Consider the following 24,008-nt stretch of genomic DNA (forward strand, 5'->3'; position numbering starts at 1 on the left):
GTCCATCCGTGAATAGGCATCATGGCGCGTTGCTGCCGCGGCGCTGGGCGGCTTCACGCAGTTGCGCACGGAAGCCGTGTGCGGGCTGTGGGGGCTCTTCGGCGGCCGGTACCATGTCGGCCTGGAAAGGTGCCCACAGCGAAGGGTCCGGCAACAGGCCGTCAGCGCTGAGGCTGATGACGCCGTGGCGGCCGTCGACCCAGTTCTTGTCCTCGGCACTGCCGAGCCTGCTTTCGGCCACCGCGCGGGCGACGAACTGGCCATTGACCTGGCCCAGCTGGCTGCCAAGCGACTGGCTTTCGATCTCGGGGGTGGCGAACAGCTGCACATTGCTGCCGTCTGCGTCCCAGGCGGACAGGGTCAGGGCCTGGTTGACCCGCTCCACCACCGGCGCGACGAAGATCGCCGGTGACACGTCCGGCAAGGGCAACGTCCCGGTGCCGGCCTGGTTGTCGCGGTCGACGTACGGCCCTGGCGGAATGTACGGGGTGGAAATATCCAGCGTGATGGTCAGCAGGGCCTGGTCGGTGGCGCCGGCGAGGTCGCTGATGGTGTAGGTGAAGAAGTCCTGCAGCACCTGGCCAAGGCCGGCCGCCGCCAGTACGTCGCGGTTGCTCAGGTCGATGGTGTAGGTGTAGCTGCCGTCGGCGTTGAGCACCAGGGTGCCGTATTTGCCGATGATGGGCTGGCCGATCACCCCAGACGTGCCGCTGCCGTTTTCCTGGCCGGTGCGGATGCCGGTCACGGTCAGGCCGTCGCCAGCATCCACGTCGCTGTCATTGGGCAACACGTTGCCACTGGTGTGTGGCGCAGGTACCTGGTCGCTGGCGGTGTTGCTGTCGTCGCGAGCCACCGGGTTGTCGTTGGCGCCCTGGATGGTCACGGTCAGGCGGGCGTCCGAGGTGATGCCGGCCGTATCGCGCATGCGGTAGGTGAACACTTCGCGCAGCGATTCGCCAGCGCTGCGCATGGCCTGCACGGTGGGGTTGCTGTTATCCACGACGTATTGGTAGCTGCCGTCGGCATTGATCAGCAGCGTGCCGTACAGGCCCTGGAGCAGCTGGCCGGCGCCGACGGTGCGGCCATTCTCGCCGGTGTACTGCACCACCGTCTTGGTTTCGCCGTATGGCGTGCCGTCTATGTCGGTGTCGTTGTCGAGCACGTTGCCCCGCGGGTCGACCCCTGCGGTGCCGTTGTTCACGCCACCGGCTTCCACCGCCGTGGCGGTGTCGTCATGGGCCTGCGGGTAGTCGTTGCGCCCGTCGATGGTGATGCTCAGCAAACCGTTGGCGGTGCCGCCCCAGATATCGCTCAGCAGGTAGGTGAAGTTGTCGACCAGGGTCTGGCCGCTCACGCGCAGGGCCTGGACGGCTTGCAGGCTGTTGTCGAGCACATAGTTCCAGGTGCCGTCGGCGTTCAGCGTGAGGTCGCCGTACTGGCCGCGCAGGGTTTGCCCGACCAGGCTGGCATTGCCGGGCAGTGGGCCGTTGCCGCTCCAGAACGCCAGCACTTCTAGGGTTTCCGGGAACAGGATGTTGATCGTATCCGGGTCGCTGTCGTTGTCCATCACGTTGCCGCTGGGGTTGCTGCCGGGGATGTTGTTGTTCACCCCTCCAGCCTCCACGGCCATGCCCTGGTCGGGGCCGGCGATCGGAGGCTGGTTTTCGCCGCGGATGAAGATGGTCAGGGTGGCGGTGTCGCTCAGCCCGCCGCCGTCAGTGACCTGGTAGGTGTAGTTCTGGATGACGAAGCCCAACGGGCCCAGGGCAATGATGTCCGGGTCGTTGGCGTTGACCACGAAGCGGTAGCTGCCGTCGGCATTGAGGGTCAGGGTGCCGTAGTTGGTGGTGACGGTGGTGCTGCCGGTGACGGGGTCGAGGGTTGGATTGCTGCTTTCTGCACCCACGCCCACGGCGGTGACCACCTTGGTGTCATTGGCATCCACGTCGGTGTCGTTGTTCAGCACGTTGCCGGTGGGGTTGCGGCCGTTGTTGCCGTCATCGTCCTCGGCCACGGCGTAGGCCAAGTCATCACGCGCCACGGGCGTGTCGTAGCGGCCTTCGATGGTGATGTTGATCTGCGCTTGGGAGCTGGCGCCAGCGGTGTCGTGCATGCGGTAGGTGAAGGTTTCGCGCAACTGTTCGCCGGCCTTGAGCGCCTGCACGGCGGCCAGACTGTCGTTGACGGTGTACACGTAGTTGCCGTTGGCATCGATGCTCAGGGTGCCGTAGGTGCCGGCCACCACGGTCGAGCCGGCGCTCACCTGCAGGAAGGTGCCGCCTGCGGCCAAGGTGCCCAGGTAGATGCCGTCCACCGACTTGCTGTCGCCGGCATCCACATCGCGGTCGTTGACCAGCGCGTTGCCGCTGCCCGTCTGGCCCGGAGTGCCATTGTTGACGCCACCGGCCTCGATGGCGATGGCGTTGTCATTGGCGGCAATGGGCGTGTCGTTGCGGCCATGGATGACTACGGTGAAGGTGGCCGTGACGACCTTGCCTTTGCCATCGCTGACGCTGTACTGGAATACCTCGGTGAGCCGGTCGGCGTCGGTGCGCAGGGCCTGCACCGCGCTGTTGCTGTTGTCCACCACGTAGCGGTAGTTGCCCTGAGCGTCGAGCACCAGGCTGCCATAGTTGCCGGCCAGTGACTGGCCAGGGGTGGCGCTGGTGCCGGTCGGGCTGACCACCGAGCTGATGGTCAAGGTGTCGCCATCCGGGTCGCTGTACGAACCACGAATGCTGCCACTGGGGTTCACGCCGGCGGTGGCGTTGTTCAGGCCGCCGGCTTCGATGGCATCGACGCGCACCGGGTTGACGATGGGGGGGTCATTGACGCCGGTAACGGTGATGACCAGTTGTGCCTGGTCGGTCAGCCCGCCGCTGTCGTGGATGCGGTAGGTGAAGATCACGTTCAGGCTTTGCCCGGTCGTGAGCGCGCGAATCGCCGGGTCGGCGCTGTTGACCACGAAGGTGTAGGTGCCGTCTTCGTTGAGGGTCAGTCGGCCGAAGTTGCCGCTGATCAGGCTGTTGTCGGCCAGGCGGGCCACGGTACCGGTGATGGCTGCTGGGGCGCCGTTGGCCACCGGGCTGAGCGTGCCACCGGCGCTTTCCAGGCCGCTGCGCACACCGTCCACCTTGAGCTGGGTGGTGGTCGGCTGGTCGAGGCGGTCGACGTCGGTGTCGGCCCCGATGCCGGCGTTGCCGGTGATCACGTTGCCGGTGGCATTGACCGGCGCCGGGCTGCCGTCGCTGGCCCCAGCACTGGCCGTGCCGCGGTCGTCCACGGCCACCGGCGCATCGTTGGCGCCCTGGATGGTGATCACCAGCACGGTCACCGAACTCAGCCCGCCGGCGTCGACCATCTGGTAGGTGAACTGCTCGACCAGCGTATCGCCGGGCGACAGTGCCTGGACGGCCGCGTTGCTGTTGTCGACCACATAGCGATAGCTGCCATCGGCGTTGATGGTCAGGTTGCCGAAGTTGGCCAGTACGCTGGATGCCTGGCCGCTGGCGACCGGAATGATCCGGCCGCCTCCTGGGCCGTCGAAGCGCACCGCGTTGACTTGCTTGGTCTCGCCCAGCGCCACCGAGTCCACGTCGGTGTCGTTGGTCAGCACGTTGCCGGTGGCGTCCCGGCCCGGGGTGCCGTTGTTGGTGCCGCCGGCCTCCATGGCGGAATCGGTGTCGCCGTTGGCGATCGGGGTATCGTTGGCGCCGTGGATGTTGATCTGCAGGACCGCGCTGCTGGTCAGGCCGCCGCTGTCGACGATGTCGTAGCTGAAGAAGTCGCTGACGAAGTTGCCGGCGGTACGCAGTGCCTGTACCTGCGGGTTGCTATTGTCGACGATGTACTGGAAGCCGCCGTTGGGCCTGATCACCAGGGTGCCGAAACGCCCTTGAATCACTGTGGCCAGGCTGCCGTCCACCGGCACGCCGGTGGGGTTGGTGTTACTGGAAATGTGGGTGACGGTGAGTACGTCGTTGTTGGTCTGGATGTCGACATCGGTGTCGTTGGCCAGCACATTGCCCGTGGGGTTCACCCCAGGGTCGGCGTTGTTGAAGCCGCCGGCTTCGACAGCGATGGCGAGGTCGTTGACGGCCACCGGGGCGTCGTTGACCGGGTCGATGACGATGTTCATGACGTCGGTGTCGGTCAGCGCATCGGCCGGGTTCTGCCCCGGGATGCCGTCACCGTTGACGGGCGCATCGCCGAAGTTGCCCTGGTCGTTGGTGACCATGGTCAGGGTTTCCTGGTTGCGGAAGGTGTTGAAGTCCTGGTCGCCCTTGTAATAGAGCTGGCCCAGCAACACGTTCAACTGGGCCAGGGTGCCGGTCAGCACGAGGGTACGGCCGGCCCCGGCGGGCGGCGTGGCGGTGGCGGCGGGGGGCGTGGTGGTCTGCCAGAGCACGCCATGCACCACGCTCAGGGTGATGGTCATGACCCCATTGGCGGTGCCGGCGTTGACGTCCACGTCACTGATCGCCAGGCCGCCGATGTGCAGTACCGTGTCTTCCTGGCCATGCTGGTCGGAAACGGTATTCACCGGCGCTTCGTTGATATGCACGTAACCGGCGTCGCCGGTACCGGTGGTGCCTTCGCCCAGGCTCAGATTGATGCTGCCAAGGCCTGCCAACGCCGCAGCGCTGTCGGTATCGATACGCACACGGAAGTTGCCACCGGGGGTGGCCTGGTGGGTCTGGTCCACGGCAATCAGGTAGTTGCCGGACGGCAACAGGGCAAACTGGTACAGGCCGCCATTGGCGGTGATGGTGGTGAACGTGCGGTCGTCGCCGGTGCCGAACAGGCCGTCGTCGCCGGCCCAGGTCAGGGTCACGCCGATGCCGTCCAGGCCCGGCCCGTCAGGGGTGACGCTGTTGGTGGCGCTGCGGGTGTCGTCCCACAAGGTGCCCCTGATCACGCCCATGCCGGCGCCATCGCTGAGGATGTAGTTGTTCAGGCCGCTGGCGCCGTCCTGGCCTGTACGTTCACCCGTGGCGCTGCCGGCGGTGGCGGGCAGCGAACCGCCCCAGCCGGTGCTTTCGAAATCGCTGGGCAGGCTGGTCCAGGTCAGCACGGCGGCACTGGCAGCGTTGTCGGCGATGTTGGCGTTGCTGGGCAGAGTGACGGTGTAAATCACCTGCACCGTGTCGTTGGGCGCCAGGCGGGCGAAGTCCACGGTGATGCCGGTGCCCTGGCTGAAGCTGATGCCACTGGGCAGGTTGCCCAGGTCCAGCGCGGTGCCGTTGAGCACGATGCTCTGGACCTGGTAGTTGCTGCCATTGGGGAACTTGTCGACCAGGTGGGTCTCGTAGGCGGGCACGCCGCCGTTCTGGGTGAAGCTCACCGACACCGTGGCATTGGTGGTGCCGGCACCGGGGGTGACGTTGATGACCGACTTGTCCATGTTGGTGAAGCTGGGCTCCACAACGCGCTCGAAGATCGTGTCGCTGCGGCCGCGATCGACGCCGCCGTTGGGGCCGACGTGTTCGAACACGGTCATGCCCAGCTGGCTGTTGGCCTGGTTGCCGGCCACGTTGCTGACACGCACGTTGAACTCGAGGATCACCCCTTCGATATCGCCGTCGTTGACCTCGTTGTTGGTCAGGTTGCCGAGGTCGAAAATGATCGTCTGGCTGCCGTCGCTGTTGGGGGTGATCTGCAGGCGACCGTTCTGGCTGTCGAAGACGCCCGTCGGGGTCGTGCCGCTCAGGTCGGCGTGGATCGGCAGGGCCACATCGCTGTTCTGGTTGCCGATCATGAACAATGATGAGCCGCTGGTGACCAGGTTGCCGGCGTCGGTGGTCAGGCCGCCAAGGCTGCTCGATACCATCGCGATCAGGATTCTGTTGAAATCGGCGGGGATGAACTCAAGCCCGGCCGCCAGTTCGATGCGAATCTGGTAGTTGGGGTTGTCGCCGGTCGGCACCAGCACTGCCACCCGGTAGCGGACGATCTCACCGACCACCACGGTTTCCAGCAGGCCGCTGGTATCGGTGGCGCCGCCGGTATTGGTTGCAGGCGGGGTATCGGTCACGCCGCCCACGCGGGACACCTGGATGCCGTTGGTGACCGGGATCAGCAATGCACTGAGCACTCGGTAGTCGTTGAGCACGCCGGAGTTGAGCAGGCCGTTGTCGCCGTTGCGCTCGCCATTGGCGGTGTCGGCCGAACTGTTGATGCCGTTCAGGCTGCTCCAGTTCACCTGCACGTTGTTGGTGATCGCGGCTTCACCCGCCGCCGTGGCATTGACCACCCCGGAGAGGGTGATGACGATCCGGCCACCGTTGGCAATGTCGATGTTGGCGCCGTTGGCGGTTACCAGCCGGCCGCCGCTGATCACGAAGTCGACGCCCCCGTTGTTGGTGGCGCCACCGCTGTATTGAATGGTGCCGCTGATGACCAGGTTGTCGATCTCGGTCGGCAGGTTGTCGAGCAGGCTGATGTCGAACGCATCGGTGCCGGAGTTGTTGGTCACCGTGATGGTGAAGGTCACGGTATCGCCCTGGTCGAAGCCACCGAACGACGGGGTCGAGGTGATCTGCTGGGTCACCGTCAAGGTCGGTTCGACGATGGTCGCACCGGGTTGCTGGGCGCTGGTGAGGTTGCGGTCTACCGCTACCGTGCCGTTCGGGGTGTCGCCGTCGGGGTCGCTGTAGACCAATTGGGCGCCATTGTTGAGCGTGGTGCCCTGCTGGTTGCCGATGACGTTGCTGGCCACCAGCACCAGGCGAATGACGAAGCTGTTGTTGCCGGTGACGTTGTCGGCGTTGGCGCCGGCAGTGCCGAACACCAGCATCAGGTCGGCGCCGTCGCTGCCGTCCAGGGTCACCGGGTTGACGGTGACCACGCCATTGAAGTTCGCCCCCAGCGCACCACTGCCGGCGACGGTGGTGATGATCTGGTAGCCCAGGTTGCCGTTGAAACGTGGGTCCAGGCGCAGGCCCGGAGGGATCAGGTCGTTGATGCGCAGGCTGCCGGTACTGCCTTCGGGCAGGGTGACGACGATGTCGTAGGTGATGCTTTCGCCGATCACCAGGTTGCTGCCGGTGGTGTGGCTGGCGCTGGAGTCGTCGTTGGTGAGGCTGCCGTCCTTGTAGGTCTTGGTGATGGTGGGGGCCGCGACCTGCTGGTTGGCCACCTCCACCAGGTCGGTGGGGGTGAAGTCCTGGCCGCCGTTGACGCTGGCGTAGTTGGTGAGTGCCGCCGTGCTCTGCAGGGTGCTGGAGGCGAGGATGGCGTTGCTGACCCTGACGTCGTAGGTAATCACCACCACGTTGGCGCCGGACAGGTCGCTGGCGGTGCCGCTGCGCCCGGCCAGCAAGGTGGCCTGGCCGTTGGCATCGAGGAAGGTGATGGTGTTGCCGCTGACGCTGTAGTCGGTGCCGGCCACCAGCAGGGTGCCGTCGCCGCGGTAGATCTGCAGGTTGGCCGCCGCCAGGCTGCCGCCGACGAACGACAGGCCGGCGGGCAGGGTGATGCTGGTGCTCACGTCGAAGGCACCGCCACCGCCGCTGTTCTTCAGCGCGGTGGCCAGGCGCAAGGCATCGGCACCGTCGATACCGGTGACGTTGCCGTCCACGGCGGCCAGGCTGGTCACGCTGCCGCCGAACGGCACACCCGTGGTGCCGGGGGCGGTCCAGCTACCGGTGGTGCCGGTGACCGTGCCGTTGCTGCTGGACACCACGCCATGCTTGATATCCAGCACAGGTTCGGCAACCGACTCGATCACCGCCACATCGGAGGAGGTCAGCACGGTCTTGTCGACGGTGGTGGTCTGGCTCGATTGAGCCAGCACGTCGAGTTCGCGCTGGTCGGCGAACGGCTGGTCACCGACCACCATGGTGAAGCGCACCTGCACCGTGCCGCCATTGAGGCCGCCGGAGGCGAAATTGCCGAAGTTGAAGATGATCGAGTTGCCCGGGCCGGTGGTGACGCTGTCGGGCACATCGAGGATGTTGTTGCCGCTGCCGAAGCTCCACTGGCCCACCCCGTTGCCGAAGCTCCAGTTGATCCCGGTGGCGTCGAGCAAGGGCAAGGGCAGGTAGGCGATGAGCTTGAAGTTCTCGTAATCGGCCACCAACAGGTCGTAGCTGATGGTGAAGGTCACTACATCGCCCGGGCGCAGCTCGCCGTTGCCCGGTGGGTTGCCACCGTTGACCTGGGTCAGCTCGATATCCACCGCGGAGGTGTCGATGGTGCTGGTGGTGCTGGAGCCGTCGGTCTGGGTCCCGCCCATGTTGAGCGCATCGCGCAGCACGGTGGCGCTGACCGTGGCGTTGTTGCTGACGCTGTCGCCTTCGTTGAGCTGGTCGTGGGGCGGGTGGTCGGAGGTGTAGGTGGTGTCGATCAGCGCTTCGTAGACGATGCTCAGGCGGGTGGCGCCTTCTTGCAGGTTATCGTCGTAGAGGTCGCCGAACAGCGCTGCCACACCGGGGCCGGCGATGGCCCGGCGGATCGATTCGGCGATGTCGAATACCAGCGTGGTGCTGCCGTCGGCATTTACCGTCTGGGTGTAGACCAGGGCGATGGCCTGGGACGCGCCATGCTGCTGGATGATCAGGGTCGGCGGGTTGCGCGGGTCGAAGGTCTGGCCGTCGCTGAGCAGGTCGGTCAGGGTGAACTGGCCCTGTTCGAGGATGTTCTCGCCGAAGGCGAAGAAGTCGGAGATGGCCACGTCCATGGTGTAGCGCAGGGTGTCGCCGGGCGTGAGGCCCGGGGTGCCGACGTCGTTCTGCAGGTTCACCTGCTTGAGCAGGGTGATCGACTTGGCGACGAAGGTGATGCCCTGGCCGTTGCCGGTTTCGCTGAACGGGTAGCCGTCCGGGTCGGTGGGGCGATCGCGGGGGTCCAGCGGGTTCCAGTCACCGGTCACGCTGGCGGTGCCGAAGTTGATGGTCACCGGGTTGCCGGTGGACGGGTCGATCACCGGGCGGCCGTTGGCATCGATCTCCGGCACGTAGAAGCTCACCTGGGTTTCGCTGGCGCCGCTCAGGGTGTCGTAGTGGATGTCGTAGCTGGCCACGAAGGCATTGGGGTTGGCCAGGGCCAGGGCGATGGCGGCAGGGCTGGTGAGCACCGTGCCGTCATGCAGGGTAACCGATGTCAGGGTGCCGCCAGGGCCGGGGGTGATGGCACTGACGTGCACCTGGTCGGGCACGGTCTGGGTCACGGTGACGTTGGTCAGGGTCTGGCCGGGCGCGGGGGTGACGGTAACGGTCTGGGTGCGGGTGAAGTTCGGCCCGGTGACCGTTTCGCCCTCGGGCATGTTGACCGTTTGGGTGATCTTCAGCAGCGTCGGCGTGACCACGAAACTGTGCAGCGCGCTTTCCACCAGGCTGGGGTCCTGGACCGGGTTGTTCACCGAGTCGTTGCCGTACTCGAAGCCGGCGCGGGTGTTGATGGTGAGGTTGGGTGCGCCGTTGGAGTAGCTGGTATCGGCCAGGTTGCTGAGTTGGCCGGTGATCAGGATGTCGATGCTCGGCTGGCCGTTGGTGACGCTGGCGTAGGGCAGTTGCAGCACCACCATCTGGTCGCCGGGCTTCATGCCGACGCTGGCGGCGTTGATCACCAGAGCCTTGCCGGTGGCATCCTTGGCCAACGGGTGGGTGGCATTGCCGTTGGCATCGAAGGTGATGACGAAGCTGTTTACCGCCTGCCCCAGGTAGGTGGCGGAAACGAAGCTGGCACCGTCATTGCCGTCACGGCCGGTGGCCGGCATGAACACGTCGAGGAAGGGCGCATAGCCTTCCTGGGTCGAGGGGTTGCGGAAGCTCACGGTGAAGTTGAACTGGGTGCCGAGCTGCACTTCGGCGCCGCCGCTGCCCAGGCTGGCGGTGGGGCTGGCATCGGCCAGCAGGCCCTGGAAGTTGTCGAGGGTGGCGGCGGCCAGGGCGATGGTCTTGTCCACATCGCCGTTGCGCACTTCAAGGCGCCAGTCACCGCCGGCCAGCTGGCTACCGGTGGCATTGTTCGACGCGCCGACGTCGGCGCCGGTCCAGCGCGCCAGTTCGTTGACCAGGGCCTGGCCGGCGCTGCCGGTGCCCACGTCGCAGCCATAGAGCTGGATGTCGGCGCCGGCGTTGAGTTCGTCGCGCCAGGCGCTCAGGCGCTCGCCGAGTTGTTCCACGCTCTGGCGGGTGAATACCTGGTTGCCCAAGGTGAACTGGCCAGAGGCACCATGGGAGAACACCTGAATGGAGTCGACCTTGCCCAGGTGCGCCAAGGCATTGCTGATGGCCGCAATGGCATCCTGGCCGGGGTCGACCACCAGCGCGGTGGTGCCGGCCGGCAGATTGGCGGCCAGTTGGTCGCGGTTTTCCAGCCGCGCATCGATGACCACCAGGTTGCGCGGCGCCGGCGCTTGCGCGGTGGTTTGCGCTTCGCTGGCAGTGGGGGCGGGGTGGCTACTGTCCTTGGCGTCTGCAGTGCTGGGGTCGCTGTGGTGCTGCTGGTCGACGGCGGTCGCAGCGGCCCCGTCGAACAATATGCGCTGCTCAAGGGCAACCGTTTGTGTCCTCGGGCGCAAGGCTTTGGCGAAGCCGGCTCTGCTGTTGATGTCCATGTCCGTACCTGCTCAGAAATTAGACGGCAAAATCGTCGGCTTTAGCAATCCTAGACGGGTTTTTCGAAGGTGGATGGGCAGCCGCCGAGAGGTCGTATTCAGAACCCGCTTTCGCGCAGGCCAACGCCCAGCAACCATTTGCCCAGCTCACCCAGCACGCTGCGTCTTTCCCCTTCGATCTGCAGCTTGCCTCGGGTTTCGCGCACGCTCGCCAGGGGGTCGTCGAGGGCGATCAGGACCTGGAACAACGCCACGTTGGGTGTCAGCGATTGGCCGCTGGTGGGCACCGGCCCGCCGAAGTGTGACGACAGCATGCGGTGGGCCAGCTGCCCGGCGCGGGTGCTGCCAATGGCCAGTACCTTGCCATGCAGCGCCGTGGCCTGGCCTTCTGGGTAGAACTTCACCGGGTTGCCCACCGCCAGGTGGTGTACCTGGTCCTGGGCGACATAGGCATCGACCTGCCAGTGGCTAGGGTCGATCAGGATGCCCAGCGGTTCCTGGCGGTTGAGCCACTGGCCGGGCTGCAGGTCGCGGTCGACGTCCAGCCAGTTACCCGCGAACGGTGCCTGCAGGTTGAGGCGGGCAATCTCCCGGCGAGCAGAGCGGGCTTCTTCGTTCTGCACGCTCAGGCGTTGCTGGGTGGCAGCATCTTCGGCGAGCCCTGCCGGGTCGGCCAACAGCCCCGACAACCGCGCTTGGTAACTGCGTGCGCTGGCCTCGCTGCTGCGCAGGCGCGAATCCAGGTCCGGTTCGTCGAGCACTGCCAGCACCTCGCCAGCCTTTACCTGGCCTGACCCATGCAGGCTCTTGAGGCGCGCCGGGTAGGGTGTATAGACACGCAACTGATGTTCGGCTCGGGCCACACCCACGGCGTCCACCTGGTTGTGCCAGGGCACCGCCAAAGCCACTGCCAGCAGCCCCAGGCCGAGGTAAAACAGCCGCTTGCGCTGCCCGGGAATGCTGGCGCGCTGTTGCCACCAATGGCTGAGCTCGCGCTTTACCGGCAGGGCGATGAACCACGCCAATTCGACCATGAACAGTACGATCCCCAGCAGCTTGAAGAAGAACAGGTAGACCGCTACGGCGATGCCCAGAAACAGCACCAGGCGGTACAGCCAGGTGGCGAAGGCGAACGCGACCAGCAGGCGCCGCTGGCCGACCGGAAACGGCTCCGGCCAGGCTTCGTTGAGCCCCAGCAGGTTACGCCGCAGGGCCACCCGTGCCATGGCTGAGGCGCGCTCGTGCAGGTTGGGGAAGTCGAGCAGGTCGCTGAGGATGAAATAGCCATCGAAGCGCATGAATGGGCTGGCGTTGAGCGCCAGCGACAGCACCCAGCTGGTGGTCGCCAGGTACAGCAGGGCATTGCGCAGGGCGCCGTCATCGCACAGGGCCCAGCCGAGGGTGGCCAGGCCCGCCAGCGACAGCTCGGTGACGATGCCCGCCGAGGCGATCGCCAGGCGTTGGTGGGCGCGCTTAAGCTTCCAGCTTTCGCCGGTGTCGGTGTACAGCATCGGCCACAGCACCAGGAACGCCACGCCCATGTGCCCGACGCGCAAGCCCAGACGCGTGGCCACCAGGGCATGGCCAAGCTCGTGCAAGGTCTTGGCCACCACCAGGGCCAGGGCGAAGCTGAACAGGCCTTCGGTGGAGAACGACTCCACCACCGCATGGGTGAAGCTGTCCCACTGCTGCATCACCAGCACCAGGCCCACCAGGGTCAGAGTGACCACCAGCACGCCGGTGAGCGGGTGAAACAGCCAGCCCAGGGCTTTGGCCAGGTGCTGCAGGGCAGCTTGCGGGCGCAGCAGCGGGATGCGGAAGAACAGGTAGTGGTGCAGCCACCAGCGCCAGCTCGACCAGGTGCGCGCCTCGCTGGTGGCCTGTAGCCTGGCCAGTTGTTCAGGGCCTGGGCGCAACAGGTGGTGCTGTTCGAGGAACGCACGCAGCGCCAGCACCTGCTCGACATCCGGCTTGAGCGCGCTGTCACGCGACACCTGCTCGCTGACCTGGCGCGGGGTCTGGCCCCAGCGCAGCAGGCATTCGAACTCCAGCCAGCCTATGCGGTAGAAGCGGTTGACCACCGTGTCATGGATCATCCACGCCGGTTCACCCTCCGGGTTGTCGGCGGCTTCGCAAAGGCGCAGGTCCTCGCGCAGCGGGGGCAGGGGCAGGTCGCTGAGGTCGAGCATCACCAGCCACTCCAGGCACGCACGGTGGCTAGCGGGCGGCGCAGCAGGTAATAACCGAGCATCACCCTGCCGCCATAGAGCTTGGCGGTGCCGTGCAGGCCCAGGCGAGCATGCTCGGAATGCTCGTCGATGCTTGCCAAGAGGCGGTAGGCGACCACACCGTCGTCGCTGGGCTTGGCCTGGTAGCTGGTCTCGAGGATCTTGCCCTTGAGCGGGCTGAGCGGGTAGGCGGTGAGGAACAGGGTGACCTCGGCGCCTGGCTCCAGGGCAATGGCATCGGCCACGGCGAGCTGAATCTGCATCGCCGGTTGCGTCGGGTCGGCCACGTGCAGGATGCGCTCGCCGGTCGACACCGGTTTGCCGATCCAGTCGTTGGGGTCGCTGAACACCGCCACGCCGGCCCGCGGCGATACCACCTGAGTGCGCCGCAACTGGGCCTGCACGGCGGCCAGTTCTGCCCGACGTTGCTGGGCCCGGCCCTGCAGCAGGGTCAGCTCGTTCTTGCTTTGCGGGTTGTCGAAAGCCCGCTGGCTGGCGGCCAGCAGCTCGGCATCGGCCACCGCCACCTCCTTGCCAAGCACCTCGGCGCGGCTGCGCAGGGTGGTTTCATCGAGGGTGAACAGGGGGGTGCCGGCCTCCACCGGTTGGTTGGGGCGCACCAGCACTTGGGCGATCACACCGTCGATCGGCGAACTGACGATCTGCGCCTGGCGCGACACGATCTGCGCTGGCGCCAGCGCGGTCTGCCGCACGGGAACCAGCAGCAGCCCGGCGGCCACCAGCAGCGTCAGCAGCACCTGGCGGCGGCTGGGGCGCCAGCGGCGCAGGTGACGGCGGCGGGTAAGGGCACGCCAGCAGTACGCCCAGGTGCGGGTCAGACCTTCCAGTTGCGGGTACAGCACCTCGGGTGGCGCTTCTTCGAGCAGCAGCACCAGCACGCCGAGGCGCTCGCCGGCCGGCCCGTGCAGGGGTACGCACCACAGCCCATTGGGCCACCACTCGGTCCAGCCCTGGGCGATGTCCTCGGGCGGTGCGGCATTGTCGCGGGTCAGCCAGGCCGGCTGGGGCTCGACCAGGCGCTCGGCCAGCCAGCGGCTGGAGCGCTTGAGCCAGACCAGGTACGGCGAGTCTTCGGTGGGCCGCGCCAGGCCTGAAACGCACAGCAGGTCGAGGCCGGCCTTGCCTTGTTCGAACACTAGCGCCTGGTGGAAGGGCAGCAGCGGGTAGAGGTCGTTGGCCATGCTGAACGCCAGGGCGCCCAGGGTTTGGGCAGCCATGGCCTTGTCGCGCAGGGCGTCCAGTTGCAACAGCAACTGCGGGTGGGGGAGTGGCCTATTCACGGTCATGGTCGAACCGCGCCGTGCCGCTCATGCCGGCCATCAGTTCAGGGAAGCGCTGATCGAAGCGCGCCTCCAGTTCCACGGTCTGCGCCACGGCATCGACCCGGGCGTTGATGACGCTGACCTTGGCAGGGTAGGTCTTGCCCGTTTCGTGCACGCTCACTTGCAGCGGCTGGCCGGGGCTGAGGTCTTTCAACTGGCTCGATGGCACATTCAGGCGCACCTTCAAGGCACCGTCACTGACCAGGTCGAACAGCGGCGTACCGGCGCTGACCGTCTGGTAGGGCTTCACGTACACCTTGGCCACATGCCCGGAGAACGGTGCCAGCACCTGGCAGTAGCTCATCTGCGCCTCGCCCATGGCGCGCGCGCCATCGGCCTTCTGTACTTCGGTATTGGCGGCGGCTACTTCGATATCACCCACCGCATCGAGCTTGCGCAGCTGCTTCTTGGCTTCCAGGTTCTGCCGGGCCATGGCAAGCTCGGCCACTGCGACCTTGCCCCGGGCCTGGGCCTCGTTGCAGTTGAAGCGGGCCAGGGTGGCGCCCTTGGCCACGTGTTCGCCGAAGCTGGTCTTGAGCTCGCCCAAGGTGCCGCTCATCTGGCTGGACAGGGTGGTTTCCAGCTCGGCGGCGAGCAGTACGCGGATCAATTGTGGGTCTTCGCCAGTGGTTTCTGGTTCGGCCTGGACGGCAACACTGGCCAGGGCCAACAACAGCGGCAGGTAACGGCGATCAACGACGGGTAATGGCATCCTCGACTCCTTCCTGAGATCCTGCTTGACGCGCCAGCGCAAACGGTTTGAATTCTCATACTAGAAAGGAAACTCAAACTTGCCCAATCGCGCGGCATAGACGCGCCTTCAGCGCGTCGTTGTGGGGGCTGTGCGCAGGATCGAAGACGCTGTACTAGGGTGAAGCAGTGCTTTGGGGGCACGGGTACAACACAGAACAGCCTGCTACAGGGCGAACAGAAATAATCGTGGAGCTGACCAATGGGGTTGCGTGCACAGGTAGTGCGGGGTGCAAGTGTGGTGGTCATGCTGCTGGGACTGTGCAGCGCAGCGTTCGGTACGGCAGCGTCGGTTGATGGCCACTTGCCGGGTCAGGCCAAGGATCGCGAAGGCTACGCCGATGCCGGCAGTTGCCAGGGTTGCCATGCCGAGCAAGCAGGGCAGTGGCAGCATTCCGACCATGCCTGGGCGCTGCGTGACGCCTCCGGGGCCAATGTGCTGGGCAATTTCAATGACGTTCGCTACGACCAGGATGGGGTCAAGGCGCGCTTCTATCGCAAGGGCGACAACTTTTTCGTCAACCTCGAAGGCGAGGACGGCAAGCCAACCGACTTCAAGGTGCTCTACACCTTTGGCTATTCGCCGTTGCAGCAATACCTGGTGGCGCTGTCGCGGGGGCGCTTGCAGGCCCTGACCATCGCCTGGGACAGCCGGCCGGCGGAGCAGGGTGGCCAGCGCTGGTTCTCCCTGTATCCCGGGCAACGCTTTACCCCGGACGACCCGCTGCACTGGACCGGCCGTTACCAGAATTGGAACGGCATGTGCGCCGACTGCCATTCGACTCGGCTGGAGAAGCACTACGACGACGCCAAGGACAGTTTCGCCAGTACCTGGCAGGAAAAGACCGTGGGTTGTCAGGGCTGCCACGGGCCCAGCCAGGCCCACGTCGACTGGGCAACCCGCAACCCCGGTGCGTCGCCTGCCCAGGGCCTGGCGGTGGATTTCAAGGCGCTGGGCAGCAAGGGGCTTGTGGAACAATGTGCGTATTGCCACAGCCGGCGGCAGGGGCTGGGCACCGGCCAGTTGCCGGGCCACCCGCAGCTTGACCAGAGCTTGCCGGCCACCCTGCGCAACGGCCTGTACCACGCCGACGGGCAGATCGACGGTGAAGTGTACGAGTACGGCTCGTTCACCCAGAGCAAGATGTACGCCGCAGGCGTCACCTGCACCGATTGCCACAACCCACACACCACAAAGGTGCGTATCGAGGGCAACGGCCTATGCCTGCAGTGTCACAACACCCAGCCCAACACCGCGCGCTTCGCCGGCTTGCAGGCCAAGGACTACGACAGCCCCGAGCACCATCACCATGCTGCCGGCTCGCCCGGCGCGCAGTGCGTGAATTGCCACATGCCGAGCAAGAACTACATGGTGGTCGACCCTCGGCGCGACCACGCCCTGCGCATTCCGCGGCCCGACCTGGCAGCCCAGGGCATCGGCCCGGACGCCTGCACGGCGTGCCACAAGGACCGCCAGCCCGCCTGGGCCGCCAGCGCCATCGACAGTTGGTTCGCCAACCCCAAGCGCCCGGCCCATTACGGCGAGAGCTTCCATGCCGTGCGCCAAGACCCGAGTTCCGGCCTCAGCCGCCTGGGCTATGTGCTGGCAGACAAGCGCAACCCCGCCATCGTCAGGGCCACCGCTGCCGAGCAGTTGGCGGGCATGGGGCCTGCGGCCAGCAGCAACCTGCGCTGGGCGCTGCAGGACAAGGACGCGGTGGTACGGGCCTACGCGGTGAACGGCTTCAGCCGAGTGCCGCCCGAGCAGCGCGTGGCACCCTTGTTGCCGCTGCTGCAAGACCCGACCCTGGCGGTGCGCGACGAAACCGTGCGGGCACTGGCCGACGTGCCTGCCGCGCAGCTCCCCGAAGCCAGCCGCCAGACCTACGCGGCCATGCTCGCCGAATACGAGCAGCGCCTGCGCAGCAACGCCGACCTGCCGGGCGGGCGGCTCAACCTGGCGGTGCTGATGCAGCGCCAGGGCCATGACGAACAGGCCATGGAGCAATACCGCCAGGCCTTGCGCATGGACCCGTATTTCGTGCCGGCCAGGGTCAACCTGGTGACCCTGGCCAGTGGCAGCCAGCGCCTGGACGATGCCGAACAGCTGTTGCGTGAAGGCGTGGCGCTGGACAAAATGCCGACGCCTGACCGCGGCAACCTGGCGTACATGCTTGCGTTGTTGCTGGTGGAGCGAGGCAAACCCGAGGAAGCGGTGGAGTGGATGGAGCAGGCTGCCGTGGCACTGCCGAGCAATACCCGCATTCGTTACAACCAAGGGTTGCTGCTGTCGCGCATGAACCGCCGTGATGAGGCGCTGCAGGCGTTGCGCAGCGGGCTAGAGCAGGCGCCGGAGGATGCGGATCTGTTGTATTCGCTGATCTACCTGCATGCCCTGGCGGGGGAGCGGGAGCAGGCCTGGCCGTACGTGCAGCGGATGCGCGAGGTGGCGCCGGAGGATGAGCGGTTGCGCGGGATCGAACCCTATTGGCAGAAGCAGCCCTGACGCTTGTGGGCAGAGCACCGCCGTGAAGGCTGCGGTGGTACCTGTGGGAGCCGGCTTGCCGGCGATAGGGCCCTGTCGGGCGACATGACTGGCTTGCTCCTGCACTGGCCTCATCGCCGGCAAGCCGGCTCCCACAGAGGAGGGGGCGCAAGCGTGTGGACTGCCAACAAGACAGCGGCCCCTCCATGCTCTCTTCACGACACCCCATTGCACCTCAGCCCAACCCAACTAGATTTACTTGACCCTCATCCTCACCCAGGAACCCCCGCCCCGTGAACACTCACGAACACGTCCAGGCCCTGGAAACTTCGGTCGCGCAAAAGGTCCTCGGCCAGGCCGAGACCATTCGCCACGTGCTGCTGGGCCTGCTCGCCAACGGCCACGTGCTGCTCGAAAGCCTGCCGGGCCTGGCCAAGACCCGCACGGTCAAAGCCCTGGCCACGCACCTGGAAGCCCAGATGCGGCGCATCCAGTTCACCCCCGACCTGCTGCCGTCGGACATCACCGGCGGCGAGATCCTGCAGCAGACCGCCGAAGGCAACAGCATCCGTTTCCAGCCCGGGCCGCTGTTCGGCAACGTCATCCTCGCCGACGAAATCAACCGCGCCCCCGCCAAGGTCCAGGCCGCCTTGCTGGAGGCCATGGAAGAACGGCAGATCACCGTGGCCGGGCAGAGCTACCCGATGCCCGGGCTGTTCATGGTGCTGGCAACCCAGAACCCCATCGAGCAGGAGGGCACTTACCCGCTGCCCGAAGCGCAGATGGACCGCTTCCTGATGAAGCTGCAGCTCAATTACCCGCTCCCTGAAGACGAAACCCAGGTCCTGCGCCTGGTGCGCGAAGAGGACCAGGCCAGCCAGGACAGTGCGGCGCAACCGGCGCGGTTGGCCCAGCAGGTGATCTTCGACGCCCGCCGCGAGGTGGCCCAGGTGCATGTCGCCACAGCCATCGACCGCTACCTCATCGACCTGGTCAACGCTACCCGCCACCCCGCCGACTACGACGCCGACCTGGCGCGCTGGATCAGCATCGGCGCCAGCCCGCGCGGCGGCATCAGCCTCGACCGGGTGTCGCGGGCCCATGCCTGGCTCAACGGCCAGGACTTCGTTTCACCAGATAATGTACGGGCCGTGGTGCACCCGGTGCTGCGCCATCGCCTGCAGCTTTCCTACGACGCCATCACCGATGGTGTGGGTGCCGATCAGGTCATCGATCGGCTGTTGGACAAGGTGGCCATTCCTGCCTGACGGAGATGCCGATGCCCATGAGCAGCGTTGCCGCCGACGGCTTCGTGTATGCCTCTCTCACCGAGCTGATGGCGCTGGAGGCGCGTGCCCGGGGCTTGAGCTTCGTCGCTCGCCAGCCGCTGTCGAGCATCCTCTCGGGCAACCATGCCTCGCGCCTGCGCGGGCGTGGGCTGAGTTTCGATGAGCTGCGCCACTACATCCCCGGCGATGACCTGCGCCACCTCGACTGGCGGGCGTCGCTGCGCTATGGCAAGCCGTTCGTGCGCACGTTTACCGAGGAACGTGACCGGCCCACGCTGGTGCTGGTCGACCAGCGCATGAGCATGTACTTCGGCTCGCAGCGCTACTTCAAATCGGTCAGCGCCGCACAGGTGGCGGCCATCTGCGCATGGATGGCCTTTCATGCCGGGGATCGGGTTGGTGGCATGGTGTTTGGCAACCAGCAGGTCGATTACGTGCGCCCGCTGCGCAGCCGGGCGCGGGTCGAGGCGTTGTGCAGTGCGGTGGTCAAGGCCAACCAGCGGTTGTCGGCCTACGCGGCCGATGCCGAGCACGACGCCCAGTTGGACAAGGTGCTGCGCAGCTGCGTGGCATCGGCGGGCCATGACCACCTGATCTGCATCATCAGCGACTTCGCCGGCATCGGCCCGCACACCCTGCCATTGCTGCGCCAGTTGCGTCAGCACAACGACGTGATCGCCATTCAGGTCTACGACCCGATTGCCCTGCAACTGCCGGACAAAGGCCGGCTCAATATCACCCAGGGCGCCCAGCAGGTGGAGCTGGAGGTCGGCCAGCGGCGGATCAACCGGCCCCTGGGCGAGTTCCTGGCCGGGCGCCTGCGTGATGTCGCCGAGCTGCTGCGTCGCAGCCAGGTGCCGTTGCTGCTGGTAAGCACCGGCGATGACAGCCTGGAGCAGTTGCGCCGGGAGCTGGGCCGCCTGGCCCAGGCACCACGATGACTACCCCAGCGCCGGCCATCGATCAGCTGCGCGAGCTGGCGCCCGGGGTGCCGCCGTTCAGCTACCTGCCGCAGACCTGGGCCTGGCTGGTACTGGCCGTGCTGCTGTCGGCTGCGGTGCTGCTGTGGGCGGCGCTGCGCTGGCGACGCTGGCGGCGCGAGCGTTATCGCCGCGAAGCCCTGCAGCGGCTCGATCAGTTGGCCGCAGGCGGTCTGGCCGGCTTGCGCGAATTGCCCGAGCTGCTCAAGCGGGTGGCCTTGTCGATGCCGGATGCACCACCGGTGGCCAGCCTGGCCGGCGCGCAATGGCAGGCGTTTCTTGCCCAGCGCGCGCCGCAGCCATTGCCCGAAGGCTTTGCTGGCACCCTGCACAAGCTCGCCTATGCCCCGGATGCTGACGTGCTCAGGTTGCAGGCGCAGGAAGTGGACACCTTGTTCAGTACCAGCCGCCGCTGGATCGAGGGGCACCATGTGGCAGTTTGACTACCCATGGGTGTTCCTGCTGCTGCCGCTGGCCTGGCTGGCCTATCGCGTGCTCGGCGTCTATCAGGAAAGCCGCAGCGCCTTGCGGGTGCCGTTTTTCGCAGCCATGAGCCGCGCCGTGGGCAAGCAGCCGGGGGCGGCGAGCACCAGCGGCGGGCGCGGGCAGTTGCTGCTCAACGTACTGGTCTGGGCGTTGTTGGTGGCCGCCTGTGCCAGGCCCGTGCTGGTGGAGCGGCCGATCCAGCGCGAGCAACCCATTCGCGACATGATGCTGGCCATCGATATCTCCCAGTCCATGTCGGCCACCGACTACACCAACGCCGAGGGCCAGCGCACCGATCGCCTGACGGCAGTGAAGTCGGTGGTGCGCGACTTCATTGCCCGGCGCAAGGATGACCGAATCGGCCTGATCGTGTTCGGCACCGGGGCCTATCCCCAGGCGCCGTTGACCCTCGATCACGCCAGCCTGCTGATGCTGCTGGACGAAGTCGGCATCGGCATGGCCGGGCCGAATACCGCGCTGGGCGACGCCATCGGCCTGACCATCAAGGCGATGGCCAACGCCCAGGCGCCGGAGAAGGTGCTGATCCTGCTGACCGACGGCAACGACACCGGCAGTGCCATCACGCCCGACCATGCAGCGCGCCTGGCCCGAGCCAATCGTATCGTGGTACATACCATTGGTATCGGTGACCCGAAGGCCACGGGAGATGCCAAGGTCGACCTCGCCACACTGCAGTCCATCGCCCGCACCACGGGCGGCCAGTTCTTCCGCGCCGACGATCGCCAGGCCCTGGAGCAGGTGTACGCCACCCTCGACCGCTTGACCCCGCACAAGGTCAAGACCTTCAGCCATCAGCCCAAGCGCGACCTGTTCTTCTGGCCGCTGGGTGCGGCCCTGGCACTCTTGCTGGCGGGCCAGCTGCTGGCGCTGCTGCGCGCCAGGGTGGTCGGTCGCCAGCCGAAGACCGTGGAGCCCCGGGCATGACCCTCGACCTCAGCGCGTTCCACTTTCTGCGGCCGCTGTGGCTGCTGCTCCTGTTGCCCGGCATGTTGCTGCCGGTGTTGTGGCTGCGACGGCATGACCTGCGCCGCCAGCTCGACGGCATCATCGCCCCGCACCTGGTCGCGCACTTGCTGATCACGCCCCAGGAGCAGCGGCGCTGGCGCCCCGTGCACCTGCTCGGTGCCATCCTGATTCTCGGCGCCCTGGCCGCTGCCGGGCCGACCTGGGAGCAGGACCAGCCGGACTTTCTCGATGACCGCGCACCCTTGATACTGGCCGTGGACCTGTCGCCCTCGATGGCCGCCGACGACGTGCCGCCCAGCCGCCTGGCTGCGGTCCAGCACACCCTGCACGACCTGGTGATGCGCCGAGGTGGCGCGCGCACCGCGCTGATCGCCTATGCCGGCAGCGCGCACCTGGTGTTGCCGGCTACCGATGACCCGGCGCTGCTCGATACCTTCATCCAGGCACTGGCCACCGACCTGATGAGCCAGCCCGGCAAGGATGCTCTGGGCGCGATCGACCAGGCGCTCAGGCTGCTGGAAGCGGAAAAGGCCCCCGGCAGCCTGGTGCTGCTGACCGATGGCGCCGACGCCAGCCAGTTCGACGCGATCGGCAAGCGCCTGCAAGGCAGCCCGCTGCAGGTACTGGTGCTGGCGGTCGGCAGCCAGTCGACCGGCGCGCTGCGCGATGCCCAGGGCCTGCCCAGGCTCGATGCCGACGGCCGCCCGGTACAGGGCGATTTCGATGCCAAAGGCCTCGAAGGCCTGGCCAAGGCGGCGAGCGCGCCGCTGGGTAGCCTGTCGCTGAATGATGATGACCTGGACTGGATCGAGCTGCATGCTCAGCGCCACTTCAGGGCCGCCAGTGGTTTAGATGCGCAGTTGCACTGGAAGGATGCCGGCTACTGGCTGTGCTGGCCGTTGCTGTTGCTGGTGCTGCTCAGTGTACGCCGAGGCTGGCGGGTGAACTGGCTGCCGGGCCTGCTGCTGGCGCTGCTGCTGGGCGGCGCGGCGGAACCCGCGCGGGCAGGGGGGCTGGCCGATGCCTTCTTTACCGCCGACCAACAGGGGCGCTGGGCCTTCGAGCACGGGCACTATCCGCAAGCCGCAGCGCAGTTCCACGACCCGTACTGGAAGGGTGTCGCCGCCTATGAGGCCGCCGACTTTCAGGCGGCGCTGGCCAGCCTGGGCAAGGTCGACACGGCACCTGCCTGGTTCTATCAGGGCAACAGCTACGTGCGCCTGTTCAAGTTCCCCCAGGCCATCGCCGCCTACCAACAAGCCCTGCGCCTGCAACCCGCGTTCCCGCAGGCCCAGGCCAACCTGGCGCTGGCCCAGGCACTGCTCAAGGACTACGAGGACCAGCAGCAGGCAGACCCACCCGACGAGAAACCCGACAAAGTGGTCGAAGACCAGACACCCGCCGCTGGCGGCAAGCAACAGCAGCAACAGACGCCACAGGCAGCCTCCGACGAGTTGTGGCTGAACAACCTGACCACCTCGCCGGCGCAGTTCCTCAAGCGCAAGTTCGCGCTCCAGGATGCCGCCCGCCAGCAAGCTGTCAAGGAGGCGCCATGATCCGTTGGGCGTTGCTTGTGCTGATCTGCCTGGCAGGCTGGGTGAATGCTGCTGACCCCGAGGTGCGGGTGCAAGCGCGGCTGGTGCCGGACACGGCGATCATGACCGGGGCCACGGTGAGCCTCGAGGTGGACCTGCTGGTCGACACCTGGTTCACCGATGCGCCGCAGCTGCCCACCCTGCAACTGGCGGGCGCGGTGGTAACCCCGCCTGGCGGCGAGGCTCAGCACCTGAACCAGCGGATCGACGGCAAGGCCTTCTTCGGCTTGCGCTACCGCTATCAGATCACGCCCACCGAGGCCCAGCGGTTCAGCATCCCGGCGCTGGCGTTCCAGGTCCAGCCGGGCCCGGCCAGCACCGAGATGACGGTGCACAGCCAGCCTTTGACGTTCGAGGCCAAGGGCCCGGCCAACACCAAGGGTGAACTGCGACTGGTCGCCCAGCAGGTCGAGCTGACCCAGGCCATAGAGCCTTCGCACACCCCGTTGCGGGCCGGTGACAGCATTACCCGCCGCCTGCATCTCAAGGCTCCCGGTGCCCAGGCCATGCTGATCCCGCCGCCGCGCTTCGCCGAAGTCGAAGGCCTCAAGCGCTATGTGCAGACGCCCCGCGTCACAGCGCTCAGTGATGGCCGCGGCGGCACCCTTGGTGGCCAGCGCGAGGACAGCGTCAGCTACGTGGCCACGGCGGCCGGGCATTATCGCCTGCCGGCCATCGAGGTGAAGTGGTGGGACGCGGCCACGGGCGAGTCACACACGGCCACGGTGCCCGCCGTGGAGGTGGTGGCCGAGGCGGGTACTTATCAGGCGCCGTTCTCCCTCAAGGAAGACCTGCGCGCACTGGGGCAGGGTGCGCGGGTCAGCATCGCCAGCCATTGGCTGTGGCTGCTGACTCTGCTGCTGGTAGTGATTGCCCTGGCCTGGGCGGGGCGCGAGTGGGGGCGGGCGGGTTGGCAGCGGTTGCGGCGTTGGCGGGCGCGGCGTCATCAGGCCTGGCTCGACTCGCCCGCTTACGCGTTGCGCCAGGCCCGCCAGCAGTGCGCCAACCAGCCGGCGCGCCTGGACGGCCTGTACCTGTGGGTGCGGCGCAGTACTGGGCGGCGCATGCTGTCGTCAAGTGAACATCCCTCGGCCGGGCATTCGCAGGACGATTTGCTACCCTTTTTCCAGGCTGCGTATGGTGCCCAAGCCAAGCAAGGGCCAGGCCCGGACGCCCGCAAACACCTGCTGCAGCGCCTGCGTCAGGGCGCAGCAGCGGGCCAGGCCACTGCTCAAGACAAGCACGGGCTCAAGCATTTGAACCCCTGAAACGGTGTGTTCAGGTAAACGCAAGGACGGTAAAGC

The 24,008-nt window shown here is 66.7% G+C and carries 11 protein-coding genes; 7 read left to right on the forward strand and 4 right to left on the reverse strand.

The window, feature by feature from the left end; all coding sequences use genetic code 11:
- Positions 1-19 precede the first annotated feature (19 nt).
- The 4 genes from KU43P_RS10730 to KU43P_RS10745 all read right to left on the reverse strand — a co-directional run bounded on the left by KU43P_RS10730 (position 20) and on the right by KU43P_RS10745 (position 14,844).
- Positions 20-10,561, reverse strand: coding sequence for a VCBS domain-containing protein (locus KU43P_RS10730; protein WP_317662936.1), 10,542 nt, complete (start codon positions 10,559-10,561; stop codon positions 20-22).
- A gap of 98 nt (positions 10,562-10,659) precedes the next feature.
- Positions 10,660-12,750: an HlyD family efflux transporter periplasmic adaptor subunit gene (locus KU43P_RS10735; RefSeq protein ID WP_317662938.1), complete on the reverse strand. Its 2,091-nt coding sequence runs from the start codon at positions 12,748-12,750 to the stop codon at positions 10,660-10,662.
- Complete coding sequence (locus KU43P_RS10740; RefSeq protein ID WP_317662940.1) at positions 12,750-14,096, reverse strand: efflux RND transporter periplasmic adaptor subunit; 1,347 nt, start codon at positions 14,094-14,096, stop codon at positions 12,750-12,752. The genes KU43P_RS10735 and KU43P_RS10740 overlap by 1 nt, the downstream gene beginning before the upstream one ends.
- Positions 14,083-14,844, reverse strand: coding sequence for an efflux RND transporter periplasmic adaptor subunit (locus KU43P_RS10745; protein ID WP_317662942.1), 762 nt, complete (start codon positions 14,842-14,844; stop codon positions 14,083-14,085). The genes KU43P_RS10740 and KU43P_RS10745 overlap by 14 nt, the downstream gene beginning before the upstream one ends.
- 240 nt (positions 14,845-15,084) lie before the next feature.
- On the opposite strand from KU43P_RS10745, the gene KU43P_RS10750 reads away from it, so the two are divergent.
- The 7 genes from KU43P_RS10750 (at position 15,085) to KU43P_RS10780 (ending at position 23,972) form a co-directional block, all read left to right on the forward strand.
- The gene (locus KU43P_RS10750; RefSeq protein WP_317662944.1) at positions 15,085-17,388 is read left to right on the forward strand and encodes a tetratricopeptide repeat protein; all 2,304 of its coding nucleotides are present in this window, start codon (positions 15,085-15,087) and stop codon (positions 17,386-17,388) included.
- A 272-nt stretch (positions 17,389-17,660) separates the two neighbouring features.
- On the forward strand, positions 17,661-18,635 hold the full coding sequence (locus KU43P_RS10755) for an AAA family ATPase (protein ID WP_317662946.1): 975 nt from the start codon (positions 17,661-17,663) through the stop codon (positions 18,633-18,635).
- 11 nt (positions 18,636-18,646) lie between these two features.
- Positions 18,647-19,597, forward strand: a complete 951-nt coding sequence (locus KU43P_RS10760; RefSeq protein ID WP_317662948.1) for a DUF58 domain-containing protein — start codon at positions 18,647-18,649, stop codon at positions 19,595-19,597.
- Entirely contained in the window at positions 19,594-20,079 is a 486-nt protein-coding gene (locus KU43P_RS10765; protein ID WP_317662950.1) for a DUF4381 domain-containing protein, read from the forward strand. Before KU43P_RS10760 ends, KU43P_RS10765 begins: the two co-directional genes overlap by 4 nt.
- A complete protein-coding gene (locus tag KU43P_RS10770) occupies positions 20,066-21,067 on the forward strand; it encodes a vWA domain-containing protein (protein WP_317662952.1) in 1,002 nt (333 codons plus the stop codon). Before KU43P_RS10765 ends, KU43P_RS10770 begins: the two co-directional genes overlap by 14 nt.
- On the forward strand, positions 21,064-22,665 hold the full coding sequence (locus tag KU43P_RS10775) for a VWA domain-containing protein (RefSeq protein WP_317662954.1): 1,602 nt from the start codon (positions 21,064-21,066) through the stop codon (positions 22,663-22,665). Before KU43P_RS10770 ends, KU43P_RS10775 begins: the two co-directional genes overlap by 4 nt.
- Entirely contained in the window at positions 22,662-23,972 is a 1,311-nt protein-coding gene (locus tag KU43P_RS10780; protein WP_317662955.1) for a hypothetical protein, read from the forward strand. Before KU43P_RS10775 ends, KU43P_RS10780 begins: the two co-directional genes overlap by 4 nt.
- Positions 23,973-24,008: the final 36 nt, after the last annotated feature.

Source organism: Pseudomonas sp. KU43P (assembly GCF_033095865.1).
In the GTDB taxonomy this organism is placed as follows: Bacteria; Pseudomonadota; Gammaproteobacteria; order Pseudomonadales; family Pseudomonadaceae; genus Aquipseudomonas.

Excerpts from the sequence above, each read along its gene's own strand:
- KU43P_RS10730 (WP_317662936.1), bottom strand. The coding sequence starts at position 10,561 with ATGGACATCAACAGCAGAGCCGGCTTCGCCAAAGCCTTGCGCCCGAGG.
- KU43P_RS10735 (WP_317662938.1), bottom strand. The coding sequence starts at position 12,750 with ATGCTCGACCTCAGCGACCTGCCCCTGCCCCCGCTGCGCGAGGACCTG.
- KU43P_RS10740 (WP_317662940.1), bottom strand. The coding sequence starts at position 14,096 with ATGACCGTGAATAGGCCACTCCCCCACCCGCAGTTGCTGTTGCAACTG.
- KU43P_RS10745 (WP_317662942.1), bottom strand. The coding sequence starts at position 14,844 with ATGCCATTACCCGTCGTTGATCGCCGTTACCTGCCGCTGTTGTTGGCC.
- KU43P_RS10750 (WP_317662944.1), top strand. The coding sequence starts at position 15,085 with ATGGGGTTGCGTGCACAGGTAGTGCGGGGTGCAAGTGTGGTGGTCATG.
- KU43P_RS10760 (WP_317662948.1), top strand. The coding sequence starts at position 18,647 with ATGCCCATGAGCAGCGTTGCCGCCGACGGCTTCGTGTATGCCTCTCTC.
- KU43P_RS10765 (WP_317662950.1), top strand. The coding sequence starts at position 19,594 with ATGACTACCCCAGCGCCGGCCATCGATCAGCTGCGCGAGCTGGCGCCC.
- KU43P_RS10770 (WP_317662952.1), top strand. The coding sequence starts at position 20,066 with ATGTGGCAGTTTGACTACCCATGGGTGTTCCTGCTGCTGCCGCTGGCC.
- KU43P_RS10775 (WP_317662954.1), top strand. The coding sequence starts at position 21,064 with ATGACCCTCGACCTCAGCGCGTTCCACTTTCTGCGGCCGCTGTGGCTG.
- KU43P_RS10780 (WP_317662955.1), top strand. The coding sequence starts at position 22,662 with ATGATCCGTTGGGCGTTGCTTGTGCTGATCTGCCTGGCAGGCTGGGTG.